This is a genomic window from Paeniglutamicibacter kerguelensis (assembly GCF_017876535.1).
GTDB lineage: Bacteria > Actinomycetota > Actinomycetes > Actinomycetales > Micrococcaceae > Paeniglutamicibacter > Paeniglutamicibacter kerguelensis.
Genome location: NZ_JAGIOF010000001.1, coordinates 2,243,550 through 2,269,433, shown reverse-complemented (window position 1 = coordinate 2,269,433; position 25,884 = coordinate 2,243,550). Strand labels below are relative to the sequence as shown.

The window sequence follows — 25,884 nt, the reverse complement described above, 5'->3', positions numbered from 1 at the left end:
CCTGGGCGATTCGCTGACGTGGACAGCCAGGACAACACGATGGCCATCGAGCGCGGAAACCTGTCCCGGCCGCACGGCCGGGCGCTCCGGAATCCCTGGCTGACGGGCTGCGCGGCACTCGCGGCGCTTTTCCTGGCTGTGATTCCCCATCTTGACCTGCTCGGACGCGGGTGGTTCCCGGTCCTTCAGGCGCTGGTCCCGGCGCTGTGCCTGGCCGCGGCGGTCGTTGCGCTGCTGCTGGCGCTGGGCCGGAAGTGGGTTCCGGCACTGCTGCTGGTGTCGGGAGCTGTGCTGGGATTGCTGCCGACGCTGGTGCCCGTCGCCGGCATCCCCACGGCCTCCCCGGCGGCACCGCTGACGGTGTTCAGCGTGAACGTCGAGCATTCGCAGGCGGATGTCGGCGCCCTGGCTGACACCATCAAGGCGCACCGGGCCGACGTCGTGGTGCTCGTCGAGGTCGACGAGGAACTGATCAGTGACCTGCTCGCCCGCGGCGTCAAGGGGATCCTGCCCTACCGTTCGCCGACCGTGACTCCCGGCGACACCGCGGGGACGGCCATCCTGTCCAGGTTCCCGCTGAAGCCGGAACCCCGGATTCCGGTGGCGGAAGGGATTGATGCCTTCGACCAGCCGTCGGCCGTGATCGAGCATCCGCGCTTCGGGCCGATCCGTGTTGCGGCGGTGCATCCGTACGCGCCCGTCGTCGACGGAGCCTACAAGTGGAGAAGCATCCTCGGGTCGATCGACGCCTGGCAGTCCGGGCACACGGACATCCCCATGGTGCTGGCGGGGGACTTCAACGCCAGCCATGCGCACCCGGCATTCAGGAACCTCGCCCGGAACTTCGCCGACACGTCCGCCGCCGCGGGCATCCTGCCGATCCCGACGTGGTCGGCAACCGGCAGCCTTCCGGCGTTCACGGCCATCGACCACATCCTCGTCCGCGGCCTGGCCCCCACGGGCTGGCAACGCGTCTTGGTTCCCGACACCGACCACTACGGAATCATCGCGACGGTCACCGGCATCGAGCCGGACAAACCGTAGGACGGGTTTCCGAGCCCGCAAGCCGGCCCAAACGCGGCAAGCGCCGCCCCGGTCCCCGTGCGGGGGAGCGGGACGGCGCCTGCCGTTGATGATGCCTGTCGGCGCTAGTCCTCGAGCAGCGAGTCCTGGACAGCGACGCGCTTGGCGGCCTCGACCTGGACCACGCCCGAATCGGCGAACGGCAGGCTGTCCACCTCGGGTGCCACCAGCGGGGCGCGGGTCGCCGGGGCCTGCGGCAGGCCGCCGTCGGCTGGTTCGGCCGGGGTTGCGCCGATCGACCCGCCGAGCACGTCGATGCCCTGGGCCAGCGGCACGCCGGAACCGTCGCGTTTCGCGTATTCGGTCGGCAGCGCACGCACCACGCCGGCGGCAGAGGCGGCGCGCGCCGGGCCTGCACCGGCGTAGGCCAGCTCCAGCTGGTCCTCGCCCTTCAGGAAGCGGTGCGCCCGCACTCCGGCGGTGGCACGCCCCTTGGACGGATACTCGGCGAAGTCGGTGACCTTCACCGAGTGCGATGCGGTGCCGGGCAGGGCGTCGGAACCGGTGGCGATCGACACGAAGACCGGGTGCTGCGCGGTCTCCGGGACCACGCCGAAGAAGATGACGGTGTCCTCGGCGCCGACCTTGATGCCGGCCATGCCGCCGGCGGTGCGGCCCTGCGGGCGCACCGTGTTGGCGGCAAAACGCAGCAGCTGGGCACCGCGGGTCACGAAGACCAGGTCGGCCTCGTCGGCGCAGGCCGCGGCACCGATGACGGTGTCCTTGTCCTTGAGCGTGATCGCCTCCCACTCGTCGCGGTTCAGCGGGTAGTCCGGGCTCAGCCGCTTGACCACGCCGTTGGCGGTGCCCAACGCGATCACCTGGTTCAGAGGGACCAAGGCCACCATCTTCTCGCCCTTGGCCAGCTGGGCGAATTCGGCGATCTTCACCCCGCCGGTCAGCTGCGGGAAGCCGTTGGCCGGGGGCAGCAGCGGCAGGTCGACGACCTGCAGGCGCAGCATGCGGCCGGTGGAGGTGATGCCGCCGATTTCCCCGCGCGCCGTGGTGGCCACCAGGGAACCGAGCACGTCGTGCTTGGTGCGGGCCCCCGAGTCGTCGAGCGGGTCCCGGTGCACGGTGCGGGCCACCTGGCCGGTGGCCGAAAGCAGCACCCAGCACGGGTCGTCCGCGATCTCCAGGCTCAGCGGGGCGGCCTTGCCGGTGCCGACGACGGCCGGCATGGTGGTGCCCTTCAACGGCGTGCCGGATTCGGATTCCAGCAGCACGGTGCGGCGCGGGGTCGCAAACTTCTCGCCCATTTCCGCCAGCTCGGAGGAGACAAGCTCGCGCAGCACGGCCTCGGAATCCAGGATGGCGCGCAACTCGTCGATCGCGGCGCGCAGCTCCTCGGCTTCCTTCTCCAGCTCGATGCGGGAGAACCGGGTGAGCTGGCGCAGGCGCAGCTCCAGGATGTGGTTGGCCTGCAGCTCGGTCAGGTCGTAGATCGCCATCAGGCGTTCGCGCGCCTGCGCGGTCTCGTCGGAGGAGCGGATGATCGCGATGACCTCGTCGATGTCGACGATCGCGATGAGCAGGCCCTCGACCAGGTGCAGGCGGTCCAGCTTCTTCTGCAGGCGGTACCCGGTGCGGCGGCGCACCACGTTGATGCGGTGCTCCACGTAGACCGTGAGCATTTCCAGCAGGCCCAGGGTGCGCGGCTGGCCCTCGACCAGCGCCACGTTATTGATGCCGAAGGAATCCTCCATCGGCGTGAACTTGAACAGCTGGGCCAGCACCGCGTTGGGGTTGAAGCCGTTCTTCAGCTCGATGACCAGGCGCAGCCCGTGGTTGCGGTCGGTCAGGTCCATGACATCGGCAATGCCGGTCAGCTTCTTGGCGTTGACCGCGTCCTTGATCTTCTCGATGACCTTTTCCGGGCCCACCATGTAGGGCAGCTCGGTGATGACCAGGCCGGCGCGGCGGGCGGTGATCTGTTCCAGCGCCACCTTGGCGCGGGTCTTGAAGGTGCCGCGCCCGGTGCGGTAGGCGTCGCGGATGCCGTCAAGGCCCACGATCTTGCCGCCAGTGGGCAGGTCGGGTCCCGGGACGAACTTCATGATGGCGGCCAGGTCGGCCTCCGGGTTGGCGATCAGGTGCCGCGCCGCGGCAACGACCTCTCCGAGGTTGTGCGGGGCCATGTTGGTCGCCATGCCCACGGCGATGCCGGTGGTGCCGTTGACCAACAGGTTCGGGAAGGCGGCGGGGAGCACCTCGGGCTGCATGAACTGGTTGTCGTAGTTGGGGACGAAGTCCACCACGTCCTCGTCCAGGTTCGCCGTCATCGCCACGGCGGAGGAATCCAGGCGCGCCTCGGTGTAACGCGGGGCGGCGGGGCCGTCGTCCAGGGAGCCGAAGTTGCCGTGGCCGTCGATCAGCGGCAGGCGCAGTGCAAAGTCCTGGCTCATGCGCACCATCGCGTCGTAGATGGCGGTGTCGCCGTGCGGGTGCAGCTTGCCCATGACCTCGCCGACCACGCGGGCGCTCTTGACGTGGCCCTTCTCCGGCCGCAGGCCCATCTCACTCATCATGTACAGGATGCGTCGCTGCACCGGCTTGAGGCCGTCGCGGGCATCGGGCAAGGCGCGGGAGTAGATCACCGAGTAGGCGTACTCCAGGAAGGAGCCCTCCATTTCGTTGGTCACATCGATGTCGACGATGTGCTCCACGAAGTCCGCGGGCAGTGGTTCAGGCTTTTTGCGCGCCATATTAAGTGTGAATCCTCGGTTCGGTACTGATGCCGGCCCTTGTCAAGGACCGATTAGTGTAATGCTTCGGTTGCGGCGCGTCGATCATGCAGCAACTGCCGCCGCGCCCGATAGGCTAAGCCTATGGTGGATGGTCGTAAACCCGGTGAATACCCGTCCCATTGGGAAGCGGATGTTGTCTTGCGCAATGGCTCAACGGCACACCTACGCCCGATTCAACCCAACGATTCCGACGGTTTGCAAAAAATGCACCAGGGCCAGTCGGAATCCTCGGTCTACATGCGCTATTTTACGTACAAATCGTCGCTAACGGCTAAAGAGCTCAAGCGTTTCACCGAAGTCGACCACGTGGACCGGGTCGCATTCGTGGTGACCCGGGGCGAAGACATCATCGGGGTGGGCCGCTACGACAGGCTCGAAGACCCGGCGGAGGCCGAGGTCGCCTTCAACATCTCGGACGCCTACCAGGGCATGGGCGTCGGGTCGATCCTGCTCGAGCACCTCGCCGCCGCGGCCCGCGAAAACGACATCGAACGCTTCTCCGCCGAGGTGCTGCCGGAGAACCGCAAGATGCTCACGGTGTTCGCCGAGGCCGGCTACGCGGTCAAGCGCCACTTTGACGAGGGGGTTGTCATGCTGGAATTCAGCATCGACCCCACGGAGAAATCCCGCGCCGTGATGGAAGCGCGCGAACACCGCGCCGAAGCCAAGTCCCTAGGCGGGCTGCTGGCCCCGCGTTCGGTGGCGGTGATCGGAGCCAGCCGCGAGTGGGGCTCCATTGGCTACTCGCTGCTGAACAACCTCATCGAGGGGGAATTCAGCGGCCCCGTCTACGGGGTCAACCCGGAGGCCTTCGAACTCGGCGGCATGGTCAGCTACGGCACGGTGCGTGAAATCCCCGGCCCCGTGGACCTCGCGGTCATTGCCGTGCCGCAGGAGGAGGTCCGCGGCGTCATCGAGGACTGCGCGATCGCCGGGGTCAAGGGCCTGCTGGTGGTCACCGGCGGCTTCGAGCAGGACGGCGAGGCCGGGTTGGCGCGCCAGCGCGAATTGGTGCACCTGGCCAGGGCCAACGGCATGCGCGTGATCGGCCCCGCCTCCCTGGGGCTGGTCAACACGGATCCCGCGATCAAGCTCAATGCCTCGGTGGCCCCCGGCATGCCCAAGCGCGGCTCCCTGGGACTCTTCAGCCAGTCGGCCGCCATCGGCGTGCTACTGTACGCGGCGGCCTCGCGCCGCTCGATGGGCATCTCCTCCTTTGTCTCGGCGGGCCACCGCGCGGACGTTTCGGGCAACGACGCCATGCAGTTCTGGGAGGACGATCCCGGGACCAACGCCGTGGGCCTCTACCTGGAATCCTTCGGCAACCCGCGCAAGTTCTCCCGCATTGCCCGCAGGCTCTCGCATTCCAAGCCGGTGATCGTGGCGAAGTCCGACGTAATGGGCCTGCGCCTGCCGCCCGGGCATGCGGTGCGCACCACCCAGGCGCCGACCGCGGCGGTCGACGCGATGCTTCGCCAGTCCGGCGTCATCCGGGTCCGCACCAACGAAGAACTCATGGAGATCGCCCAGATCGTGGCGTCCCAGCCGATGCCGGTCGGCAACGGCATCGCCGTGATTTCCAACTCCGTGGCGCTGGCCTCCGTGGTGGCGGACGCGGCCGGGCAAAACGGCCTGCAGGTGATTGCGCAGGAAGCCGAGATCAACCTGGAGGACGGCCAGTCGCGCGCGCTGCCGCGCCTGGCCGCGCTGATCGGTGAGGTGCTGGCGAACCCGGAGGTCCACTGCGGCATCGTCACCCTGCTGCCCTCCGTGGGCGTGATGACCGATGCCCTGGCCCGGTGCATCCGGGAGGCCGCGGCCGCCGCGGGCAAGCCGGTGGTGGCGGTCTTCACCGGCATCATCGATGCCTCGATTCCCGCCGAGGGACTGCTTGCCACGGGAACCGGTCAGGACGGCACCAGCCACGGGCTGCCGTGCTATTCGAGTCCCGGCGCAGCGGTGAACGCGCTGGCCGCGATCGTGCGCTACGCGGCCTGGGTCGCCCGCGAGCACGGCGAGGTCATTGCCCCCGAGGGCATCAACGTCGGCGCCGCCGCCGACTTCATCGAGCGGTCGCTGGCCGACGTCTCCGGGCTGGACCTGTTGCACCTGCCGCGCGCCGCGGCCGCGGAATTCCTGGGCCACTACGGCATCTCGGTGCTTGAATCGGCGACGTTCGGCACCGAGGACGAGGCCGTCGCCGCGGCCAAACGGCTCGGCTGGCCGGTGGCGCTCAAGGCCCGCGACGAACACCTCCGCCACCGCCTCGACCTGGGCGGGGTGCGGCTGAACATCATGGACGAGGCTTCGCTGCGCGGGAACATCGGCCACATGCGCGAGGTGCTTTCCCCCTACGCGGCCCACGAACTCGAGGTCCAGTCGATGGCCCCGGCGGGCCAGGGCTGCGTCATCCGCGCGGTGGAGGACCCGCTGCTGGGCCCGGTGGTTTCCTTCGGGCTCTCCGGGGACGCGGTGAACCTGCTCGACGACTGGGCCCACGGCATTCCGCCGCTGACCAACGTGGACCTGGCGGACCTGGTGCGCGCCCCGCGTGCCTCGGCGCGGCTGCGCGGCTACCAGGGCCTGCCGGCGGCGGACGTTGCCTCGTTGGAGGACCTGCTCAACCGGGTCGCCATGCTGAAGGACAACCACCCTGAGGTCTCCCTGTTGGAGATCAACCCGGTGATGGTCACGGAGAAAGGCACCATCGTGTTGGCCGTCGACGTGTGGATCGGCAACCCCGGGCAGCGCACCGATTCGGCGCGCCGGGCCATGAGCCACTAGCGCCTCCGCACCCGGGCAACGCCGGGGCGGCCCCGCGGCGCGGGGCTTAGGTAGACTTAAGGGCATGACCCCCCTTTCTTCGGCCAAAGGCCGTGACCTGCAAGCTGACCTCAACCGTGCCGGGTTCTACCCGAAAATGGTTTCGGACATCATTGACGAGGTGCTCGACGGCCGGGAACCGGGCGATCACCTGGTGCACCTGGAAACCCATTTCGACCACAACGAGGTCCACCGGCACATCACGGTGCTGGTCCTGGCCCAGGACGTGCTGTTGGTCGCACACGTCGATGACCAGGAGCTGGATGACAACGGCAAGGAGGTCATGGCCCAGATCTCCACCGAACTGGTGCAGCTGGCCAAGGTCACCACGGTGGCCACCAGCTACGTCTACCACCAGCCGCAGAACTACCGCACCGGGGACACCGTCAAGGAACTGACCCTGGGCATCGCCTGGGCCGGCGCCCAGCGCATCGACCTGGCACCGGCCGGGTGCCCGGACCCGGCGTGCGACGCCGACCACGGCTACACCGGCACCAGCCAGCAGGAGGACCTGGTGCTGCGCGTCAGTGCCGAGGCCGACGGCGTCGCCGCGGTGAACGCTGCACGCACCTTCGCCAAGGCCATCCGCCGCGCCTCCGCCCCGCGCGGCAACGCCGTCGAGGCAAAGACCCAGCAGGCCCCCGCCACCGAGGTGCGCGGCCGCGTTGCCTCCCGCTTCGGCCGCAACACCCACCAGGGCTAGGGCGCAGGCACAACCACGTGGTTACAAGCACCCGGCTGACCCCTGCCCTCGAACTCCCGCCGCCGCCGCCATACGGCAGCAAGACCATTGCCGAACTGCTGCCCAGCGCGGCCGCCGCACTGGGGGTCGAGGGGTTCGAGAACACCCTGGGGCTCCCGGCCGCCTCGCGCGTGTGCGTGGTCATGGTCGACGGCCTGGGCAAGGGCCTGCTGAAGGCCCGCGGCGGGCATGCGCCGTTCCTGCGCAAGCTGACGGAAAACTCGCAGACCCTGCAGTCGCCGTTCCCCTCCACCACCGCAACCTCGTTGACCTCGCTGGGCACCGGACTGGCCCCCGGGGCCCACGGCATCGTCGGCTACGACTCCGTGGACCCGGCGGGCCGGCGCGTGGTCAACCAGCTCAGCGGCTGGCCCGCGGACCTGGACCCGGTGGCCTGGCAGCCGCACGAGACCGTCTTTGAACGGGCCGCGGCCCAGGGCGTGCACACCGCCACGGTGAGCATGGCGCAGTTCCAGGATTCGGCGCTCACCCGTGCCGCGCTGCGCGGAACCGAATTCACGGAGGCGAACGGCCCGCACGCGCGGGTGCGCGCGGCCGCCGAGATCCTGGCCGCCAACCCCCGCACGCTGCTCTACTGCTACTGGAACGAGCTGGACAAGGCCGGCCACCGCTACGGCAAGGACTCCCTGGAGTGGGGGCACGCCCTGGAGGAAGTCGACTCGCTGATGCGCACCCTGGCCTCGCGCGTCCCGGCGGGCACGCTGTTGCTGCTCACCGGGGACCACGGCATGGTCGACGTGCCGGAAAAGTGGCGGGTCGACTACTCCGAGTACCCGGAACTCGTTGCGGGTGTCGAACTCACGGCGGGGGAACCGCGCGCGGTGCAACTGCATTTCGCCGTCAACACCACCGACGCCCAACGCGCGGCCGTGGCGGATGCCTGGCGCGAAAACTTCGGCTCCAAGGCATGGGTGCTCACCCGCGAGCAGGCGATCGACCACGGGCTCTTCGGTCGGGTCGACGACTCCGTGCGCGAGCGCATCGGGGACCTGCTGATCCTCGCGGCGGAGGACGTGGCGTTCCTTGACGGGCGCCGGGTCAACCCCGCTGCCTTCACCATGATCGGGCAGCACGGTTCGATGACCCGTGCCGAACGCGAGATCCCGCTGCTGACCCTGGCCAGCCCGAAGGCCAGGAAGTAACCACCCAAGAAGCCGCCGCCCGGCGCACGGCCGGACGTAAAAAGCCTGGGCTCCCACTGCAGAACCGCAGGGGAGCCCAGGCTTTTTGGTGCCGGTGCTTTTAGTCGTTGTTGTTGCGCCGGCCGAAGACGATCTCGTCCCAGCTGGGAACCGAGGAACGCTTGGCTTTCTTCTTGCCGGCGGCGTCCTCGTCGCCCGAGCCCTCGGCGTCGGCTTCCTCGACCGCGTCGGCCGCCGGCCGCAGTGCCGGAACCACAGATATCTGGGTGGTGCGGGTGCTTACCCCGTCGTAAAGCCTGGGCAGGCCGCCGGTCTCCGGGTTCGCCGGACCGGCGAGGCGCGGATCGTCCTCCGGGCGCGGTGCGGCCGGGCGCTGCGTGGACGGGATGCGGGTGAGCATTGCCGCAAGGTTTTCATCGCCGGCCTCGTCGAGGCCCAGGCGCTGTCCGCGGCGTGCGCTCAAGACGTCCAGGAGTTCCTCGGAATCGGCGACCGCCGCTTCGAAGTCGACGGCCTCGCTCCCGTCGGCGTTGGCTTCCACGTCGAACGGGTGGTCGACGACGGCGGCCAGGCGGCGCGTGCCGACCTGCGTATCAAGGGGCTCAAGCTCGCTGAGCACCTGGGCCCACCGGTTGGCGTTTTGCAGGGACTTGCGTGCCGGGTTGAAGATCCAGCGCGCCAGGGAATCCTCGCTGATGGATTCGACGTTCAACGTGTCGTCCGCGCCGGGAAGATCGAAGGTCGCAACAATGTCCCACGAGCCGTCGGTGGAGCGCCACGCATCCCATTCCAGGGAGGCGCCGTCGATGCCCAGCGAATGCACCCGGTAGGAGACCATCTCGCCGAGGTTCGCGGGTTCTTCGCCGAAGATGCTGCGGTAGCCCTCGTGGGTTTGCGGGGCGGAGACCTCGACGTTGCGGGCCTGGGTGGCGATGTACTCGCGTTCGGCCAGCACCGGGCCCTCGTATCGCATGATGTGCTCGATCGACATGCCGGAGGCGGCCGCGACTTCCTCAGCCGTCGCTCCGGAGCGGATCCTGGTCTGGATTTCGCGCGGGGACAGCGGGGCGGCAGGCGCCTCGGTGCGGTCGGCTCGGGCAGCACGAGTCAACGCACTGCGCAACGCTTCATCGATGGGCAGCGCAAAGCTGTTGCCATCCTCGCTGCTCAGGTGCAGGCTTTCACCGTTCTCGTGGATGCCCACCAGTCGGAGTTGACGCATGACTATCCTCCACAAACCGTCGTGTATTGAGTAAAACTCTGCCACTTGTGGGCGCAATTACCTAAGATCTGCCTTGGTGTGGCGCGGATCGGCTTTATGATTCTTCCCATGGAGCGGCGTGGAACCGCCCCGAACGGCATCAAAAAACGGGTTAAAGTCCTTGGTTTCGATCCCGGAATCCCTGATCACGGGCAGAAAAGTGGGATGATGAACAACCTTGTTCCCTCGCGGGCACAAAATCAGGTGCGCCGGTGTTGAATCATAGGCGCATCCAAAACGCGTGTATGCCACGGGCGGGAAGCAACCCGGACCGCGGCGCCCAACCAGAACTACAGCTTGAACCAAGCGGAGTGTGAAGCAGCAATTATGGCAACCGACTACGATGCACCTCGGAAGCATGCCGAAGAGGACGAAAAGCCCGAGGTCCTTCCGGAGCTGAAGGCCCAGCGCAGCGCCAGCACCTCGAACCTGATCGATGAGGACGAGGTCGATCTGGCCGACAGCTACGAGCTGCCGGGCGCCGACCTTTCGGGCGAGGAGCTGCAGGTCATGGTGCTCCCGGCCCAGGCCGACGAGTTCACCTGTGCCTCATGCTTCCTCGTGCGGCACCGTTCGCAGATTGCCCTGGAAAAGGGCGGTTTGCTCTACTGCACCGACTGCGAAGGCTAAGGCCAAAGAGTACGAATAAGAGCGCGATTTCCTCAGGAGAGGAAGTCGCGCTCGTGGCGTTTCCGGGGGTGGTCATGATCGGCTCCGCGGTTGTTCATGGGCGACGGTGTCTTGCGGCCGCGTTTTTGACTAAAAATTTAGTCAGGATACGCTTGTGAAGAACCGCGGCGGCATCTGCCGCAAGTAGCCGGCGCCGTAAGAACCGCTACTGAATGCGGGCAGAATACGAGGAGACACCTCCCATGCAGCGACGACACTTCCTGCAGTCGAGCCTGCTTGCCGCCGGTGGACTGTTCATCACCGGATGCACCACGCCAACGCCGCGCGGCGCCGGGGCCAGCGGTCCAGAGGCAAGCACTGCCGGTATAGATTCCGTTGGCTGGCGCATGCCCGAAGAGGGGGAACCGCACCTGAGGACCTGGATGGCGTTCGGTGCCACCGAGAAAATATGGGGCCCGGATCTCCTGCCGGAGGTGCGCCGCAACCTGGCAACCATCGCGCAGACCATCGCGCGCTTCGAACCCGTTTCGATGCTCGTGCGGCCCGAGGAACTTGAACTGGCGGGCGAACTGCTTGGTCCAACCATTGACCTTGTCGAAGCGCCCCTCGACGACCTGTGGATGCGAGACACAGGTCCGGTGTTTGTTGAAGCCAACGGCGCGCGGGCGGGCATCGACTTCAATTTCAACGGCTGGGGCGGCAAGCAAACCCACGCCAAGGACGCAAAAGTCGCCGAACTTGTCGCTGGCGCTGCCGGCATTGAGGTACTGCGCACCGAGCTGGTGCTTGAAGGCGGCGGCATCGAGGTCGACGGCGAGGGGACGGCGATCATCACCGAGAGCTGCGTGCTGAACAAGAACCGGAACCCCGGTTGGACCAAGAAGGACGTCGAGGAGGAACTGGAGTGGCTCCTGGGGCTTGAGAAAATCATTTGGCTGCCCGGCATCAAGGGCAAGGACATCACCGATGGCCACACCGATTTCTACGCCAGATTCGCCAAGCCGGGCGTCGTGGTGGCCGGATACGATCCGGATCCCGAATCCTTCGACCACACGGTCACCACCCGTCACCTCGACATCCTGGAGAGTGCCACCGATGCCCGTGGACGAGCCCTGGAGGTTTCCGTCCTCGAGGCCCCCGGCACCGTCCGGCCGGATTACGAGTCGGACGACTTCGCTGCCGGCTACATCAACTTCTACGTCTGCAACGGTGCCGTCATCGCACCGGAATTCGGCGATCCCAAGACCGATGGCGCGGCACTGGAGGAACTGGAACGGCTGTTCCCCGAGCACGAAGTCGTCCAAATCAACATCGACGCGATCGCCGCAGGTGGCGGTGGCATCCACTGCACCACCCAGCAAGAGCCCAAGTAGGCGCGGCAGCGAACACCTTAAAGGAAAGAGGGAAGTATTGGCAACCCGCCCAGCACAAATCCTGGAGGCAGCCATCCGGGTCATCGCCCAGGATGGCGTGCGCGGCCTGCGCATCGAGAAACTGGCCGCGGAGGCGGGGGTGTCCACGGCGCTGATTTATTACCACTTCAAGGATCGTTCGGGTGTTCTGCGTAGCACCCTGGAGCACGTCAACGCCCGCGCCGAACGGTACTCGCAACCTGTCGAGGCCCCGGCAAATGCCAGGGAAGAACTCGAACAGATGCTGTTTCTCGAAATACAGGACGTACCCGAGGTGCGCGAGAACAGCATCGCCTGGGGTGAGCTGCGAGCCAGCTCCGTCTTCGACGAAGAGTTGCGCGAGCTGCTGGGCAGCACAACGCGAGACTGGAACCACGATGCCGAAACGCTGATATCCCGCGCCCAAGATGCCGGGCTGGTCCAACGCGAAGTCGTTGCCGCCGACGCGGCTGTGCGCCTGACCGCACTGGTCGAGGGATTGAGTGAACGCTGGCTCAGCGGCTCCATGAGCGCCGATCGGGCCCGTGAGCTCCTGGCCGGTGCCATCCGCGCGGAACTCGGCCCAGCCTGATACCGAGGCCGGCGCCGCCCAAGCAACGGAACGCAGGTGGTGGCCCGGGGCTTTCACATGGTCGGCCCGGAAAGGACGTTTTGTTCTACTGCACCGACTTCGAAGGCCATGGCCCAACGGCAAGAAAAATGGCGTGGTCCCCAAAGGGGAACCACGCCATTTTTCTTTTCCAGATGAACCGGGTTGCAGGCTACTCGTTGTCGGTGGCCTGTGCGGGGGACTCGTCGGAGGGCTCTTCGGCCGCCTTCTCCTCGTCGCGCGCGGCCTCGGCCTCGCGGAACTGGACCATGACGCCGCCCAGGGCCGCGGTGAGTTCCTCGGGACGGCGGGTCGAGGCCAGCCAGTATGGGGTGGAGTCGCGTTCGTCGGTGATTTCGATGCGGACCACCGGGTCGATCCAGCCGCGGATGCACATGAAGGCGATGCCGTTCAGGCCGGGGCCGCGCTGCTGGTAGGCGGCCGAGCCGCGGTATCCGGTGACCTCGCCGACGAACTCGCGTTCGATGCTGGCCCGGCCCACGCGCACCGTGTCGGCGGTGACCTCGATGGTCGGGGTGCTGGTGAGCAACCCGAAGGTGATCAGCGCGAAGGCGACCAGGCCGGCGGTGAGGCCCCAGGTGATGCCGATCGGCATGAATGCGACGGCAGCGGTGGCGCCCAGTCCCAGCGAGACCAGCCAAATCCACCAGGCCGGCCAGAGCTTTTCCTGGAAGGTTGCGGGGGCAGGGAGCGGTGTTGAAGAATTCTCGGCCATACCTACAAGCATAGGCCGTGGCAAGGGGGCGTGATTGCCACGGTCGGCCCGCCAAGGGACTAGAGTTGGAGTGCACGCGTGGAGCCGCTTTGCGGCCCGAGAACTAGCACCCCCTGGAGTGAAAAACATGTCCGAATCGAGAGTCGAGATTGCCCTGCGAATGTTGGATCCGGAGCTTCAGGTGCCCAGTTACGCCCACGAGGGCGACGCCGGTGCAGACCTTTGCGCACGTGAAGACGTGACGTTGGCCCCGGGGGAGCGCGTCCTGGTGGCCACCGGCGTCTCGATCGCACTGCCGCTGGGCTATGTCGGACTGATCCACCCGCGCTCCGGACTTGCCACAAAACACGGCCTGACCGTGGTCAATGCGCCGGGAACCGTCGATGCGGGTTATCGTGGTGAGTTGAAGGTCACATTGTTGAACACCGATGTGCGGACACCCATTGTTCTCAAGCGCGGGGACCGGATCGCTCAGCTGGTTATCCAGAAGGTTGAGCGAGCCACCTTCATCCAGGTCGAAGAACTCGATGAAACGGTGCGCGGCGCAGGCGGCTTCGGTTCCACCGGTGGCTTCGAGACCGCTTCCACCCAAAGCTAAAGCCCGCACCGCAACCTGACGGTCGACAAAGCAGAAAGCCACTTCCATGATTTTCAAGCGCAAGAACAAAGCGGCAGTCGCCGAGGCGCAGCCCGAGCAGACCATCGCCGAGTTGAACGCCGCAGCGTCGAAAGACCTTGAAACCGATACCGCGGACGAGGTGCAGGCCCAGGCGCCGGCCGAGGCCGCGGATGCCGCCGAGGCGCAGGGAAATGCGCCGGCACCGGCCAAGCAAAACCCGGACGAGGGCCCCTTCGACGGCGACGCCATCGAAGACCACAGCGAGTACCTGGATATGGGTGCCCTGCTGATCAAGCCGGTTCCCGGATTGCAGTTGCGCCTCGAGGTCGAGGAATCGACCCAGCGCGTGATTGCCGTGGCCTTGGAAATGGGTTCCTCGCGGATGCAGCTGCAGGTTTTTGCGGCTCCGAAGACCGACGAACTCTGGCCGGGAATTTCCACCCAGATCGCCACGGGCATCGCCGACCAGGGCGGGGAAACCGAAATGGTTCCCGGCCGCTTCGGCAGCGAACTGCTGGCCCGCGTGCCGCAGACTGCGCCGGACGGCCGCCAGGGCTACGTGGTGTTGCGCTTCCTCGGCATCGACGGCCCGCGGTGGTTCCTGCGTGCCGTGATCGGCGGCGCAGCGCTGACCGATCCGGAGGAGTCGAAGGCCATGGAGGACGCATTGGCCCAGATCGTGGTGGTCCGCGGGGATGTCCCGATGCCGCCGACCGAATTGCTGCCGTTGACGGTTCCGCAGGGCGCCTTGACGCACCCCGATTCCGGAACCGAAACCCCGGGCACCGAGCGCCCAGAGCGCGGCCCGGAAACCACGCAGATCGGTTAGGCCGCCCGTGCCGAAGGAACGCGCGGCCAAGCCCCGGAAGAATGCAGGTTCCCCGCCCGCCACGGCGGCGGAGGACCAGCCCGGTGCGGTTGCGCGCACCCAAAGTGTGGGTTCCCTGGCGCAATTGCCCCAGCGCGGGCACATCAGCCACCGGGGCTTCGTGGAATCCATCACGATCCTGCCGGCCCAACAGGCCCCGATGTTTGCCGTCTCGGTGGTCGACCGCCCGGCCCCGCCCGGCGGTCGCCGTGCGGCGGTGCCGCACCTGCGCTTGATTTTCGTGGGCCAACGCCGGGTGCCGGGGATTTGGGCCGGAACCCGGCTGCGCTACGAGGGCATGGTCGCGCCGATCGACGGCGTGCCGACCATCTACAACCCGCGCTACGAGATCCTGCCCGGACGCGGCTCCGGCGCCGAACCGAAGCCCAGGCCCGCAGCCTGACCCAAGACCCTGCCCCCGTCCGTCCGCCGCATCCAAGGAACATTTCCCCCCCATGAGCGATTCCACCCCCAACACTCCCGAACCCGAGGAGCACGCCCCCTCGGCCGAGGAAATTGCCGCGCGCATTGGTGCAAACGCGGGCATTGAGCGCCGCGAAGACGGCCAGATCGACGTGCTCAAGACCATTGGCGGGGTGCGCGGGCTGGTCGAGTCGCTGCTCCCGGGCCTGGTGTTCCTCTCGATCTTCATCCTGAGCCAGCAGTTGAACATCGCGCTCATCGCCTCCGTGGCGGTGGCCGTGGGCTTCACCGTGGCACGGCTGCTGCGCCGCGGCACCCTGACCCAGGCCCTGACGGGCCTGGTCGGCGTGGTCATCTGCGCGGTGGTTTCCCGGGCGACGGGCGAGGCCAAGGACTACTACGTCCCGGGTTTCTACACGAACATCGCCTATGGCGCCGCGTTGGTCATCTCCATCCTGGTGCGCTGGCCGCTGATGGGCGTGATCTTCGGTTTCATCCGCTCCGAAAACACCGCCTGGCGTGCCGACAAGGTGCGGGCCAGGCAGTACGCCTGGGCCACCTGGATCGTTGTCGGCGTGTTCGCCGCCCGCCTGGCGGTGCAGGTTCCGCTGTACTTTGCCGACAACATTGCGGCCCTCGGAGCCGCCCGCCTGGCCATGGGCTTGCCGTTGTATGCCGCGGGGCTCTGGGTTGCCTGGATGATTTCCCGGCCCCTGAAGAGCGCCGCTGCCGCCGGGGAGACCCGCCAGGGCAGCTGAGGCAGCCCACGCCTGGTTCATGGGCGGGGCCGGGGTCCGCAGGCTCGAAGCCATCCCCCTGGCGGACGCAGCGACTTAGACCCCGGGTTGATGCCCCGGGGGAGCGGGACCTACTGGGTTCCGGTGCTGCGCAGCACGGTGCGCAGCTGGTCCTCCGCCACAATGGTTGTGACAAAGAACAGCTCGTCCCCGCCCTCGATGACGTCGTCCTGGCTCGGGGTCAACGGGGTGTCGTCGCGCAGGATCGCCACGACCGTCGCGTCGGTGGGCCACGGCACCATTCCGATGGTGTGCCCAATCAGCGCCGAATCGTGCGGCACGGTGAATTCGACCATCGAAACCACCCCGGACTGCAGGGTCATCAGGCGCACCAGGTCGCCGATTTCCACTGCCTCCTCCACGAGCGCCGTCATCAGGCGCGGGGTGCTCACTGCGACGTCGACGCCCCAGGCGTCGTCGAACATCCAGTCGTTCTTGGGGTTGTTGACCCGGCCCACGGTGCGGCCGACGCCGAATTCGCTCTTGGCCAGCAGCGAGACCACGAGGTTGACCTTGTCGTCGCCCGTCGCCGAGACAACGACATCGAAATCCTCGAGCCTTGCCTCCTTGAGCACGCTCAATTCGCAGGCGTCGCCGAAGAGCCAGCGGGCGCCGCGGACCCCCGCACGCGATACGACCTCGGGCTTTTCATCGATGAGCAGCACTTCGTGCCCGTGTGAGATGAGTTCCTTGGCGATGGAACTTCCCACGGAACCTGCTCCGGCAATCATGACCTTCATGGGCGTGTCTACTCCGTGACTGGTTTCGGCGCGGTGGACAGGGCTTTTTCGATTTCGCTGGTGGCATCCAGAGGCATCATGGCGTGGACGATGTCGCCTTGCTGCAGGCGCATGCCCGGCTCGGGCAGTATGCCCTCGCCGAACCGCGAGAGGTAGGCGATGCGGATCGGGGCCGCTGCCTCCAGGTCTTCCAGCGCGTGGCCGAACCAGCCGTCGTGGACGTTGACCTCGCCCAGCACCAGCCGGCCCGAGGCCTCGCGGAAGTCGCCGCTGAGGGTGTGCTCGGGAAGGATGCGGCGCAACACCTGGTCGCTGCTCCAGCGCACGGCGGCAACGGTGGGGATGCCGAGGCGCTGGTAGATCTCGGCCCGTCCCGGGTCGTAGATCCGGGCGACGACGTGCGGGACGTGGTAGGTTTCCCGGGCGACGCGGGTGGCCAGGATGTTTGAGTTGTCGCCGCTGGACACCGCGGCGAAGGCATAGGCCTTGGTGATGTCCGCACGCTCAAGGGTGTCCCGGTCGAAGCCGACGCCCGAGACCTTGGTCCCGGAAAAGTTGCGGCGAAGCCTGCGGAAGGCCGCGTCGTCCTGGTCGATGATCGCCACCGAATGCCCCGCATCATCCAGGGTGTGGGCCAACGTGACCCCGACCCTGCCGCAACCCATAATGACAAAATGCGCCACGCGCCCGACCCTGCCTTTTCCCTTGGTGGAACACCGACAAACCTGCGGCTGCCCGTGGGGCTAGCCCCCGGACGCGGCCGCTAATGGCTCAGTCTTTCATGGAAAAGCGGGTCGATGCGGGATTCTTCACGTTCGGTCCCACGGTGCGGTGTATGACAGGGCGGGTCAAAGCGGCTAACTTTGGATCGTGCTTTCATTCCTCGACGCCGTTAAGCGGATTTTGGTGGGGCGCCCGTTTAGGACAGAGCGCCTGAAGCAGGCGCCGCTGCGTAAACGCCTTGCGCTGCCCGTTTTCGCCGCTTCCGGGCTGTCATCGATCGCCTATGCGCCGGACGAGGTGATGCTGACCCTCGCCCTGGCCGGGGTCACCGCCATGGCGATTTCGCCCCAGGTGGGGCTGGTCATCATGGTTGTCATGTTTGTGATCATCGCCTCCTACCGGCAGTCGGTGAAGGCCTACCCGTCGGGGCGGGGCGACTACGAGATCGCGTCGGTGAACCTGGGGCCCAAGGCCGGGACGACGGTTGCCGCGGCGCTGCTTGTCGACTTCGTGCTGACCGTTGCGGTGTCGCTCTCCTCGGCGTCGCACTATGTCATCGCCGCGTTCCCCGCCCTGGCGGGGATGCAGGCCTGGATCGCCACGGCCGGCGTTGTCATCCTCACGCTGCTGAACCTGCGCGGCCGGGGGCGCTCGCGCCTGGCCAACGCCGCGCCCGTGTACCTGTTCATCGGCGCGTTGCTGCTGATGCTGGCCCTCGGCGGGATCTTCGCCGCCATGGGGACCCTGGGCCAGGCGCCGAGCGCAGGCTTCGAGGTCATCCCGGACCCCGCCTACCCGGACGGGTTGACGGGCGTGGCGGGGCTCCTGCTGGTGCTGCGCGCCTTCTCCACCGGCTCGGCGGCATTGACCGGCGTGGAGGTGCCGATCTCCAACGTGCACACCCTGGCCGAACCCAAGGCCCGCAACGCCGCGACGCTGTTGCTGATGCTGGGGCTTATCGCCGCGGTGCTGACCCTCGGGACCATGTACCTGGCCCGGGCGGTGAACGTGCACGTGGTGGAGGACCCGGCCACCGGACTGAGCCTGGACGGCGGGCCGGTTCCCGCGGGCTACATCCAGGACCCGGTGCTCGGCCAGCTGGCCCACGCCATCTTCGGCGGGGAATCCGTCGGCTTCTTTGCCATCATGCTGCTGACCGTCGCGGTGCTGCTTGTCGCATCGCACACGGCCTTCAACTCCTTCCCGAACCTGGCCTCGAACCTTGCCACGGACGGCTACCTGCCGCGCCAGCTGCGCACCCGCGGCGACAGGCTCGGGTTCTCCAACGGCATCCTCTCGCTGGCCTTCGCCGCGATCGCGCTCATCTGGGTGTTCAACGCCCACGTGCCGACGCTGATCCAGCTCTACGTGGTGGGCGTCTTCGTCTCCTTCACGCTCAGCCAGCTGGGCATGATCAAGCACTGGGGACGCGAGCTGGCGATGACCCCGGACAAGCGCCCGCGCGCCCGCATCCAGCGCTCCCGCCTGCTGAACATGGTGGGCTTCGTGCTCACCGCAGCGGTGCTTGCCATCGTGCTCGGGACCCGGCTCATCCACGGCGCCTGGCTCGCGGTGCTGGGCATCGTGGTGCTGTACGCCTTGATGGATTCGCTGCACAGGCACTACGTCGCCGTCGACGAGGAGCTGGCCATCGACACGGGGCAGTCGCCCACCGCGCTGCCGGCGCGCGTGCACGCCCTGGTGCTGGTGTCCACGGTCCGCAAGCCGGTGCTTCGCGCGGTGGCCTTCGCCCGCGCCTCGCGCCCCTCCAAGCTGGACGCGATCGTGGTGGATGCCGATTCCGAGCAGACCGAGGCGAGCGTCGCCGAGTGGGAGCGCCTGGGCATCCCGGTTCCCATCACGGTGCTGGCTTCCCCGTACCGTGAAATATCCGCGCCGCTAATCGAATACATCCGCTCCATCAAGCGCGATTCCCCGCGGGACCTGATCGTCGTCTACATCCCCGAATACGTGGTGGGCCGCTGGTGGGAGCAGCTGGTGCACAACCAGACGGCGGTGCGCATCAAGAACCGCCTGCACTACGAGCCCGGCGTCGTCGTGGCCTCCGTTCCGTGGCGCCTCTCATCCTCGGATTCGGCCGCCTACGGCGGCTCGACCGAGCAGGCCTCCCCGGGCCACAAGACCATTTCCGCAGTACCGCCAGTTTCCAACGCGAAAGATTGAACCCCATGAGCACCGACAAGAACATCCTGCGAGTACGCCTCGGCGCTGCAGCCCACGGCGGACACAGCGTCGCCCGCCACGAGGGCCGGGTGATCTTTGTCCGCCACGGCATTCCCGGGGAAGAGGTCAGCATCGCCCTGCGCGACGCGGGGGAGAAGTCCCGCTTCTGGCGCGGCGACGTGGTCGAGGTCCACGAGGCCTCCGAACACCGCGTGCCGCACTTCTGGGCCGCCGCCGATTCCCTGCGCTCCGCGGAGCGCGGCGTCCTTCCCGTGGGCGGGGCCGAGTTCGGCCACATTTCCCTCGAACACCAGCGCGAGCTGAAGGGCCAGATTTTCACCGAGCAGCTCGAACGCCTGGGCAAGATCGACGCCGCCGAGCACGGGTTCACCGGCGTCCGCACCCCCGAGGGCGAGAGCGAGGACGCGCTGGGCTGGCGCACCCGCACGGCGTTCGCCGTCGATTCCAAGGGCCGCCTGGCGATGAGCCCCTTCCGCTCCAACGACCTGGTCCCGGTCAAGGAAATGCCGCTGGCGCACCCGAAGATCAACGAGCTCAAGCTCTGGGAGCTGCCGCTGCTGGGCATCAGCCGCATCGAGGTTGCCGTCGGCTCCGGCGAGGACGCCGGCGTGCTGGTGCTCTTCGTCGAGGACGGAACCCACACCGGTGCCGCCGGCCGCGCGGCCAAGCGCCTGCCGGAATGGGCGTCTGCAGCCTCCGTCACGCAGGTCGGCGGTTCCGTGGCAGACGGCCGCGGCGTCCTGCAGCGCCTGCGCGGGCGCACCTGGCTTTCCGAGTCCGTGGCCGGGCACGACTACCGGATCACCGGCGAGGGTTTCTGGCAGATCCACCGCCTGGCACCAGCCACCCTGGTCGAGCGCGTCATGGCCCAGCTGGCCCCGGGCTACGGCGCCCGTGTCGCGGACCTTTACGCCGGCGCAGGGCTCTTCAGCGCCCCGCTGGCCAAGGCCGTGGGGGACGACGGAATGGTTCTCTCCATCGAGGGCGCCCCGGGCACCAGCAAGGACGCCGTGAAGAACCTGCGCGAATTCCCGCAGGCCGTCATCTCGCAGGGACGCGTCGAGAAGACGCTGTCCCGGGAGCTGAACGAGCGCAAGGCCAAGCTGGATTCGATCGTGCTCGATCCTCCCCGCACCGGCGCCGGCAAGGCCGCCGTCTCCGCGATGGTCCGTTCGGGCGCCAAGAAGATCTCCTACGTTTCCTGCGATCCCGCGTCGTTTGCCCGCGACACCGCGGATCTGGCCGCGGCCGGTTTCCGGCTGGAGGAGATCGACGTGATCGACCTCTACCCGCACACGCACCACATGGAAACCGTGGGCCTTTTCCGGCGCCACTAGTCGTGGATGTGACTCCGTTCAACCCGAAAGTGTCGGGTTGTCGGGGTCTGGGCGCGTGTGGGGGATAGACTGTCTATAGCTCTGCCGCGAACCAACGCACAACGATCTCAGTTAGGGCTTCCTAACTGGAATCGGGTGCCCGCGTGCAACGAAGATGAGAATCTGGCGAGAGGAGTCCCAATGAGCAATGTGGACAGCTTTGGGGCCAAAGGCGTACTGGACGTCGATGGCAACGAATATGAAATTTTCCGGCTGAACGCAGTAGAAGGTGCGCAAAGCCTTCCGTACAGCCTCAAGGTTCTTTTGGAGAACCTGCTTCGCACCGAAGACGGTGCGAACATCACCGCAGACCACGTCAGGGCCTTGGGCCAGTGGGATGCAAACGCCGAACCGAACACCGAAATTCAGTTCACCCCGGCACGCGTCATCATGCAGGACTTCACCGGTGTTCCTTGCATCGTTGACCTTGCCACGATGCGCGAAGCCGTCAAGGAACTCGGCGGCGATCCGACCCGTGTGAATCCGCTCGCACCTGCCGAAATGGTCATCGACCACTCCGTGCAGATCGACGTCGCCGGCAACGCCGGTGCACTCGAGCGCAACATGGAAATCGAGTACCAGCGTAACGGGGAGCGTTACCAGTTCCTGCGTTGGGGCCAGACCGCATTCGACGATTTCAAGGTCGTTCCCCCGGGAACCGGCATTGTGCACCAGGTCAACATCGAATTCCTGGCACGCACCGTCATGACCCGCGAGGTCGACGGCGTTCTGCGCGCCTACCCGGACACCTGCGTCGGCACCGACTCCCACACCACCATGGTCAACGGCATGGGCGTGTTGGGCTGGGGCGTTGGCGGCATCGAGGCTGAGGCAGCAATGCTCGGCCAGCCGGTTTCCATGCTGATCCCGCGCGTTGTCGGCTTCAAGCTCAACGGCTCGATCCCGGCAGGCGCCACCGCCACCGACGTCGTGCTGACCATCACCGAAATGCTGCGCAAGCACGGTGTTGTCGGCAAGTTCGTGGAATTCTACGGCCAGGGCGTTGCCCAGGTTCCGCTGGCAAACCGCGCCACCATCGGCAACATGTCCCCGGAATTCGGTTCCACCGCGGCAATGTTCCCGATCGATGACGTCACCCTTGATTACCTGCGCCTGACCGGCCGCTCGGCCGAGAACGTGGCCCTCGTGGAGGCTTACGCCAAGGAACAGGGCATGTGGCACGATGCCAACCGCGAAATCCGTTTCTCGGAATTCCTGGAACTGGATCTGTCCACGGTTGTTCCGTCCATCGCAGGCCCGAAGCGTCCGCAGGACCGCATCGAGCTTTCCAGCGCCAAGGAACAGTTCCGCAAGGACATCCACAACTACGCCGCAGGCGCAGCCGACGAGCTGAACATCGGCCGCCCGTCCACCAGCGTTGAGGTCAACAAGGCAGACGGCACCACGTTCTCGATCGACCACGGCCTGGTTTCCATCGCCTCGATCACCTCGTGCACCAACACGTCCAACCCTTCGGTCATGCTTGCCGCCGCTTTGCTGGCACGCAAGGCCGTTGAAAAGGGCCTGACCTCCAAGCCATGGGTCAAGACCTCGGTCGCCCCGGGCTCGAAGGTAGTCACCGAGTACTACGAGAAGTCCGGCCTCATGCCGTACCTGGAGAAGCTCGGCTTCTTCGTCGTGGGCTACGGCTGCGCAACCTGCATCGGCAACTCCGGCCCGCTGGATGCCGAGATCTCCGAGGCCATCCAGGCCAAGGACCTCGCAGCAACCGCAGTGCTCTCGGGCAACCGAAACTTCGAAGGCCGCATCAACCCGGACGTGAAGATGAACTACTTGGCTTCCCCGCCATTGGTCATCGCCTACGCCCTGGCCGGCACCATGGACTTCGACTTCGAAACCGATTCCCTGGGCACCGACGAGGCCGGCAACGAGGTGTTCCTCAAGGACATCTGGCCGACCCCGACCGAGGTCCAGGCAACCATCGATTCGTCGATCGACGAGGGCATGTTCGCCAAGGGCTACGACGGAGTCTTCGACGGCGACGATCGCTGGAAGGCGCTCGACACCCCGGCCGGCAACACCTTCGAGTGGGCCGAAGATTCGACCTACGTTCGGAAGCCACCATACTTCGAGGGCATGACGGCAACCCCGGCACCGGTTGAGAACATCTCCGGCGCACGCGTGCTGCTGAAGCTGGGCGATTCGGTCACCACCGACCACATCTCCCCGGCCGGCTCCTTCAAGTCGGACACCCCGGCCGGCCAGTACCTGCTGGCCAACGGCGTGGATCGCAAGGACTTCAACTCCTACGGCTCGCGCCGTGGCAACCACGAGGTCATGATTCGCGGAACCTTCGCGAACATCCGTATCCGCAACCAGATCCTGGACGGCGTCGAGGGTGGCTTCACCCGCGACTTCACCCAGGAAGGTGCACCGCAGTCCTACGTCTACGACGCCGCGCAGAACTACAAGGAAGCCGGCACCCCGCTGGTCGTCCTCGGCGGCAAGGAATACGGCTCGGGCTCCTCGCGTGACTGGGCCGCAAAGGGCACCGCACTGCTGGGCGTCAAGGCCGTCATCACCGAGTCGTTCGAGCGCATCCACCGCTCGAACCTCATCGGCATGGGCGTTCTTCCGCTGCAGTTCCCGGCCGGCGAAAACGCCGACACCCTGGGCCTGACCGGCACCGAGACCTTCTCTGTCGAGGGAGTGACCGAACTCAACAACGGCACCACCCCCAAGACCCTGAAGGTCACCGCCGTGGCGGAAGCCGGCAAGACCGTCTCCTTCGATGCCGTCCTGCGCATCGATACCCCGGGCGAAGCAGATTACTACCGCAACGGTGGCATCCTGCAGTACGTTCTGCGTCAGATCTCCGCCAACTAACTAGTTAGCGAAGACCAACGCACGCAAGGGCGGGTCGGCTTGGAAATCATCCAAGCCAACCCGCCCTTGCGGCATTTAAGGCGGCACTGCCCCGGGCTCCCGCCCCGGGTCGAATGAAGGAAGCTGGCCGAACCCCGTCGGGGGACATGCAGTCGGACTCGGAGGGCCGGTCAGGCCTGCTTGCCGGCAATGACCTTCCGGGCGGAGGTCAAGTGCTGGGGCGTGCATTTCCCGCCGTACCCCGCGTACCACGTGCGGGTGTACCCGGATTTGGTATCGTGTTCGGAGCCCGAAAGCTTGGCACCCATGGCAACGGCCATGCAATCGGCCATGTGCTCGGTCCCGGCGGCGGTCCGTGGTTTCCCGTAAACGGCGTCCATGCGTCGATCAAGCTTGGCAAAATCATATTTGTAGGCCCGGTACTGAAGGATGTGGGCACACTCGTGGTACTGGATCGCAATGGCCATGGGATGGTTCGGGTCGAGCTTTTTTCCGCCGAAACCGTTGGTGTCCAAGGTGATCATTTCCTTCATGTTGCCAGCCCAACCGCTGGCCTCGGCCATGTTGGGCTTGTTCGGCCCCACCGTCATCGGCACGCCCTTGCACCACTTGGCAATGTTCTTTGCCGCCGAGGCCTTCCAGTCCAGCTTGCCGAGCGGAACGTTTGCGGCAACCTTGGCTGCCCGTGATGACTGGATCCACCCGGTCTTGCCCGCGTACTCGACCTTGACCCGCCCGTTGGACCTGTCATTGGTTCGGGTGCCAAGCGTGTAGTCGGCCGGGATCTTCGCCAGTTGCTTTGTTGATCGGGTCGAGGCATACAGCGGGGTTGTGGAGGAGGTCTGGTACTTGGCGGTGATGGCTCGCCGGATGTCGGCGGACGGGGCCCACCCGGTCTTGCCGGCGGAGTAAAGCTGGGCGTATTTGCCGCTTGTCCGCCCGGTGGACACCAGCGCCTTGCCCCGGGCCAGATCCGCCACGCGGGCGCCCTTGCCTGGTGATGTGCGCAGGCTGGTGTTCCGGAGCGCCTCGTACCGGTGCTGTGGAAGCCGTTTCGTGTCGGCCATCCGGAACCATCCGGTCTTGCCGCCGACATTGGCCCGGACCCAGCCGCTCTTGGTGGAACGGGTGCTCAGGTAGGCGCCCTGCTTGACGGTTGCCAGCTTGCGGCCCGATGTCGAGGCGGAGGCACGCAACGGGGCCTCCTTCGTGACCCGGTACTGGACCGGCGGCGTGGCCGAAACCTTCCGCGCGGCGGCCTGTTGCGGCGCGGCTGGAGCGGAAACAGAGAACGTGGGGGTGGCGGGCTGGCCGGCGGCGAAAGCCGGGGCCGGAACAACCAGCGCCAGCGCCAGCGCGGCGGCGACGGACAGGACATGGAATCGCATGGCAATGTTCCTTGGAGGCGTGGGATGCGCCAAATGACCGCCGGGGAATCCCAGGGGAAACGTGACGCGTATTACCCTCGATGCTAGCCCACGAAACATTGCGGATCACGCAATGCCATCGGGTCACCCAACCCGCGGCGGACCCAACCCCCGCCGGGGATCAGCTGCGTGTTCCGCCGAGACCTTCGTTCAGCGACGCGACCCGTGCCGCAAGGTCGTCGCGCAGGAACTCCATGAGCTCGCGCTCCGTGCTCAGTTCCTCCGGAGCTTGGGCGGGAATCCAACGTTCCATCTCCACGCCGTCCAGGTCCGGAACCTGTGCCTCGCCCACGATGATGACCCGGTCCGCTGCCCGCAGCCGTTCCTCGGTCAACGCCGATGGAACCTCGGCACGCATGTCTGCACCGGCCTCCCGGACCACGTCGGCGGCCAGCTCATTGACGTGGTGGGCGGGAACCAGCCCGGCGGATTCCACGTGTACCGACTTTCCCGCGGCCTGGCGCAACAGCGCCGCCGCCATCTGCGATTTGCCGCCGTTGGTGTTGCAGACAAAGAGGACCGTGGGCCGTGGATCGCTATCTGGGGAGTTCATTTGGGGTTTTGTCCTCTACATTGAAACGGGACACCGAACATCGGTGCCCCACGATCTTACGCAGGCGGACCGCGTTGGTGCCCCGCGCCACTGTGGCTTCCGCCGCTATGTTGCCCCGGA

Annotated in this window: 21 protein-coding genes; 14 read left to right on the top strand and 7 right to left on the bottom strand. The window is 66.7% G+C overall.

What is annotated here, in order from left to right; genetic code table 11:
* Positions 1-18 precede the first annotated feature (18 nt).
* Complete coding sequence (locus tag JOF47_RS10330) at positions 19-1,044, top strand: endonuclease/exonuclease/phosphatase family protein (RefSeq protein ID WP_209997488.1); 1,026 nt, start codon at positions 19-21, stop codon at positions 1,042-1,044.
* A gap of 104 nt (positions 1,045-1,148) precedes the next feature.
* Here the strand turns inward: JOF47_RS10330 and JOF47_RS10325 are convergent, their stop codons facing one another.
* Positions 1,149-3,788, bottom strand: a complete 2,640-nt coding sequence (locus JOF47_RS10325) for a DNA gyrase/topoisomerase IV subunit A (RefSeq protein ID WP_209997487.1) — start codon at positions 3,786-3,788, stop codon at positions 1,149-1,151.
* Between the two features lie 123 nt (positions 3,789-3,911).
* Here JOF47_RS10325 and JOF47_RS10320 point away from each other — a divergent pair, with 123 nt between their 5' ends.
* From JOF47_RS10320 to JOF47_RS10310, 3 genes are all read left to right on the top strand, one after another.
* Positions 3,912-6,614 carry a bifunctional acetate--CoA ligase family protein/GNAT family N-acetyltransferase gene (locus JOF47_RS10320; protein ID WP_209997486.1) on the top strand — a complete coding sequence of 901 codons (2,703 nt, stop codon included), beginning with the start codon at positions 3,912-3,914 and terminating at the stop codon, positions 6,612-6,614.
* 64 nt (positions 6,615-6,678) lie between these two features.
* Positions 6,679-7,356, top strand: coding sequence for a DUF5998 family protein (locus JOF47_RS10315; RefSeq protein ID WP_209997485.1), 678 nt, complete (start codon positions 6,679-6,681; stop codon positions 7,354-7,356).
* 17 nt (positions 7,357-7,373) lie between these two features.
* Positions 7,374-8,558: an alkaline phosphatase family protein gene (locus tag JOF47_RS10310; protein WP_209997484.1), complete on the top strand. Its 1,185-nt coding sequence runs from the start codon at positions 7,374-7,376 to the stop codon at positions 8,556-8,558.
* Between the two features lie 100 nt (positions 8,559-8,658).
* Here JOF47_RS10310 and sepH read toward each other — a convergent pair whose 3' ends face one another.
* Positions 8,659-9,780 carry a septation protein SepH gene (gene sepH / locus JOF47_RS10305; RefSeq protein WP_209997483.1) on the bottom strand — a complete coding sequence of 374 codons (1,122 nt, stop codon included), beginning with the start codon at positions 9,778-9,780 and terminating at the stop codon, positions 8,659-8,661.
* 366 nt (positions 9,781-10,146) lie between these two features.
* On the opposite strand from sepH, the gene JOF47_RS10300 reads away from it, so the two are divergent.
* The 3 genes from JOF47_RS10300 (at position 10,147) to JOF47_RS10290 (ending at position 12,432) form a co-directional block, all read left to right on the top strand.
* Positions 10,147-10,449 (top strand): DUF4193 domain-containing protein, encoded by a 303-nt coding sequence (locus JOF47_RS10300; protein WP_209997482.1) that lies wholly within the window; start codon positions 10,147-10,149, stop codon positions 10,447-10,449.
* A gap of 242 nt (positions 10,450-10,691) precedes the next feature.
* Entirely contained in the window at positions 10,692-11,822 is a 1,131-nt protein-coding gene (locus JOF47_RS10295) for an agmatine deiminase family protein (RefSeq protein WP_245356333.1), read from the top strand.
* A gap of 37 nt (positions 11,823-11,859) precedes the next feature.
* A complete protein-coding gene (locus JOF47_RS10290) occupies positions 11,860-12,432 on the top strand; it encodes a TetR/AcrR family transcriptional regulator (protein WP_210001880.1) in 573 nt (190 codons plus the stop codon).
* 190 nt (positions 12,433-12,622) lie between these two features.
* Here JOF47_RS10290 and JOF47_RS10285 read toward each other — a convergent pair whose 3' ends face one another.
* On the bottom strand, positions 12,623-13,186 hold the full coding sequence (locus tag JOF47_RS10285) for a DUF3093 domain-containing protein (protein WP_209997481.1): 564 nt from the start codon (positions 13,184-13,186) through the stop codon (positions 12,623-12,625).
* Between the two features lie 127 nt (positions 13,187-13,313).
* Between JOF47_RS10285 and dut the strand changes: the two genes are divergently transcribed.
* Genes dut through JOF47_RS10265 form a run of 4 tightly spaced genes read left to right on the top strand, consistent with a single transcriptional unit; the run spans position 13,314 to position 15,854 of the window.
* Positions 13,314-13,784, top strand: a complete 471-nt coding sequence (gene dut / locus JOF47_RS10280) for a dUTP diphosphatase (protein ID WP_209997480.1) — start codon at positions 13,314-13,316, stop codon at positions 13,782-13,784.
* Between the two features lie 46 nt (positions 13,785-13,830).
* On the top strand, positions 13,831-14,634 hold the full coding sequence (locus JOF47_RS10275; protein ID WP_209997479.1) for a DUF3710 domain-containing protein: 804 nt from the start codon (positions 13,831-13,833) through the stop codon (positions 14,632-14,634).
* Between the two features lie 7 nt (positions 14,635-14,641).
* Positions 14,642-15,076 carry a hypothetical protein gene (locus JOF47_RS10270; protein WP_342592755.1) on the top strand — a complete coding sequence of 145 codons (435 nt, stop codon included), beginning with the start codon at positions 14,642-14,644 and terminating at the stop codon, positions 15,074-15,076.
* 52 nt (positions 15,077-15,128) lie between these two features.
* Positions 15,129-15,854 carry a DUF3159 domain-containing protein gene (locus tag JOF47_RS10265; protein ID WP_209997478.1) on the top strand — a complete coding sequence of 242 codons (726 nt, stop codon included), beginning with the start codon at positions 15,129-15,131 and terminating at the stop codon, positions 15,852-15,854.
* Between the two features lie 110 nt (positions 15,855-15,964).
* On the opposite strand, the gene JOF47_RS10260 is transcribed toward JOF47_RS10265, so the two are convergent.
* Positions 15,965-16,633: a potassium channel family protein gene (locus JOF47_RS10260; RefSeq protein WP_209997477.1), complete on the bottom strand. Its 669-nt coding sequence runs from the start codon at positions 16,631-16,633 to the stop codon at positions 15,965-15,967.
* Between the two features lie 8 nt (positions 16,634-16,641).
* Positions 16,642-17,316 carry a potassium channel family protein gene (locus tag JOF47_RS10255; protein ID WP_209997476.1) on the bottom strand — a complete coding sequence of 225 codons (675 nt, stop codon included), beginning with the start codon at positions 17,314-17,316 and terminating at the stop codon, positions 16,642-16,644.
* Between the two features lie 187 nt (positions 17,317-17,503).
* Here JOF47_RS10255 and JOF47_RS10250 point away from each other — a divergent pair, with 187 nt between their 5' ends.
* The 3 genes from JOF47_RS10250 to acnA all read left to right on the top strand — a co-directional run bounded on the left by JOF47_RS10250 (position 17,504) and on the right by acnA (position 23,784).
* A complete protein-coding gene (locus JOF47_RS10250; RefSeq protein WP_209997475.1) occupies positions 17,504-19,540 on the top strand; it encodes an APC family permease in 2,037 nt (678 codons plus the stop codon).
* A gap of 5 nt (positions 19,541-19,545) precedes the next feature.
* Positions 19,546-20,898, top strand: a complete 1,353-nt coding sequence (locus JOF47_RS10245; protein ID WP_209997474.1) for a class I SAM-dependent RNA methyltransferase — start codon at positions 19,546-19,548, stop codon at positions 20,896-20,898.
* A gap of 180 nt (positions 20,899-21,078) precedes the next feature.
* Positions 21,079-23,784, top strand: a complete 2,706-nt coding sequence (gene acnA, locus JOF47_RS10240) for an aconitate hydratase AcnA (protein ID WP_209997473.1) — start codon at positions 21,079-21,081, stop codon at positions 23,782-23,784.
* A gap of 170 nt (positions 23,785-23,954) precedes the next feature.
* Here the strand turns inward: acnA and JOF47_RS10235 are convergent, their stop codons facing one another.
* Positions 23,955-25,172: an SH3 domain-containing protein gene (locus JOF47_RS10235; protein ID WP_209997472.1), complete on the bottom strand. Its 1,218-nt coding sequence runs from the start codon at positions 25,170-25,172 to the stop codon at positions 23,955-23,957.
* Positions 25,173-25,332: 160 nt separating this feature from the next.
* On the bottom strand, positions 25,333-25,764 hold the full coding sequence (locus tag JOF47_RS10230) for an arsenate-mycothiol transferase ArsC (RefSeq protein ID WP_209997471.1): 432 nt from the start codon (positions 25,762-25,764) through the stop codon (positions 25,333-25,335).
* Between the last annotated feature and the right edge of the window lie 120 nt (positions 25,765-25,884).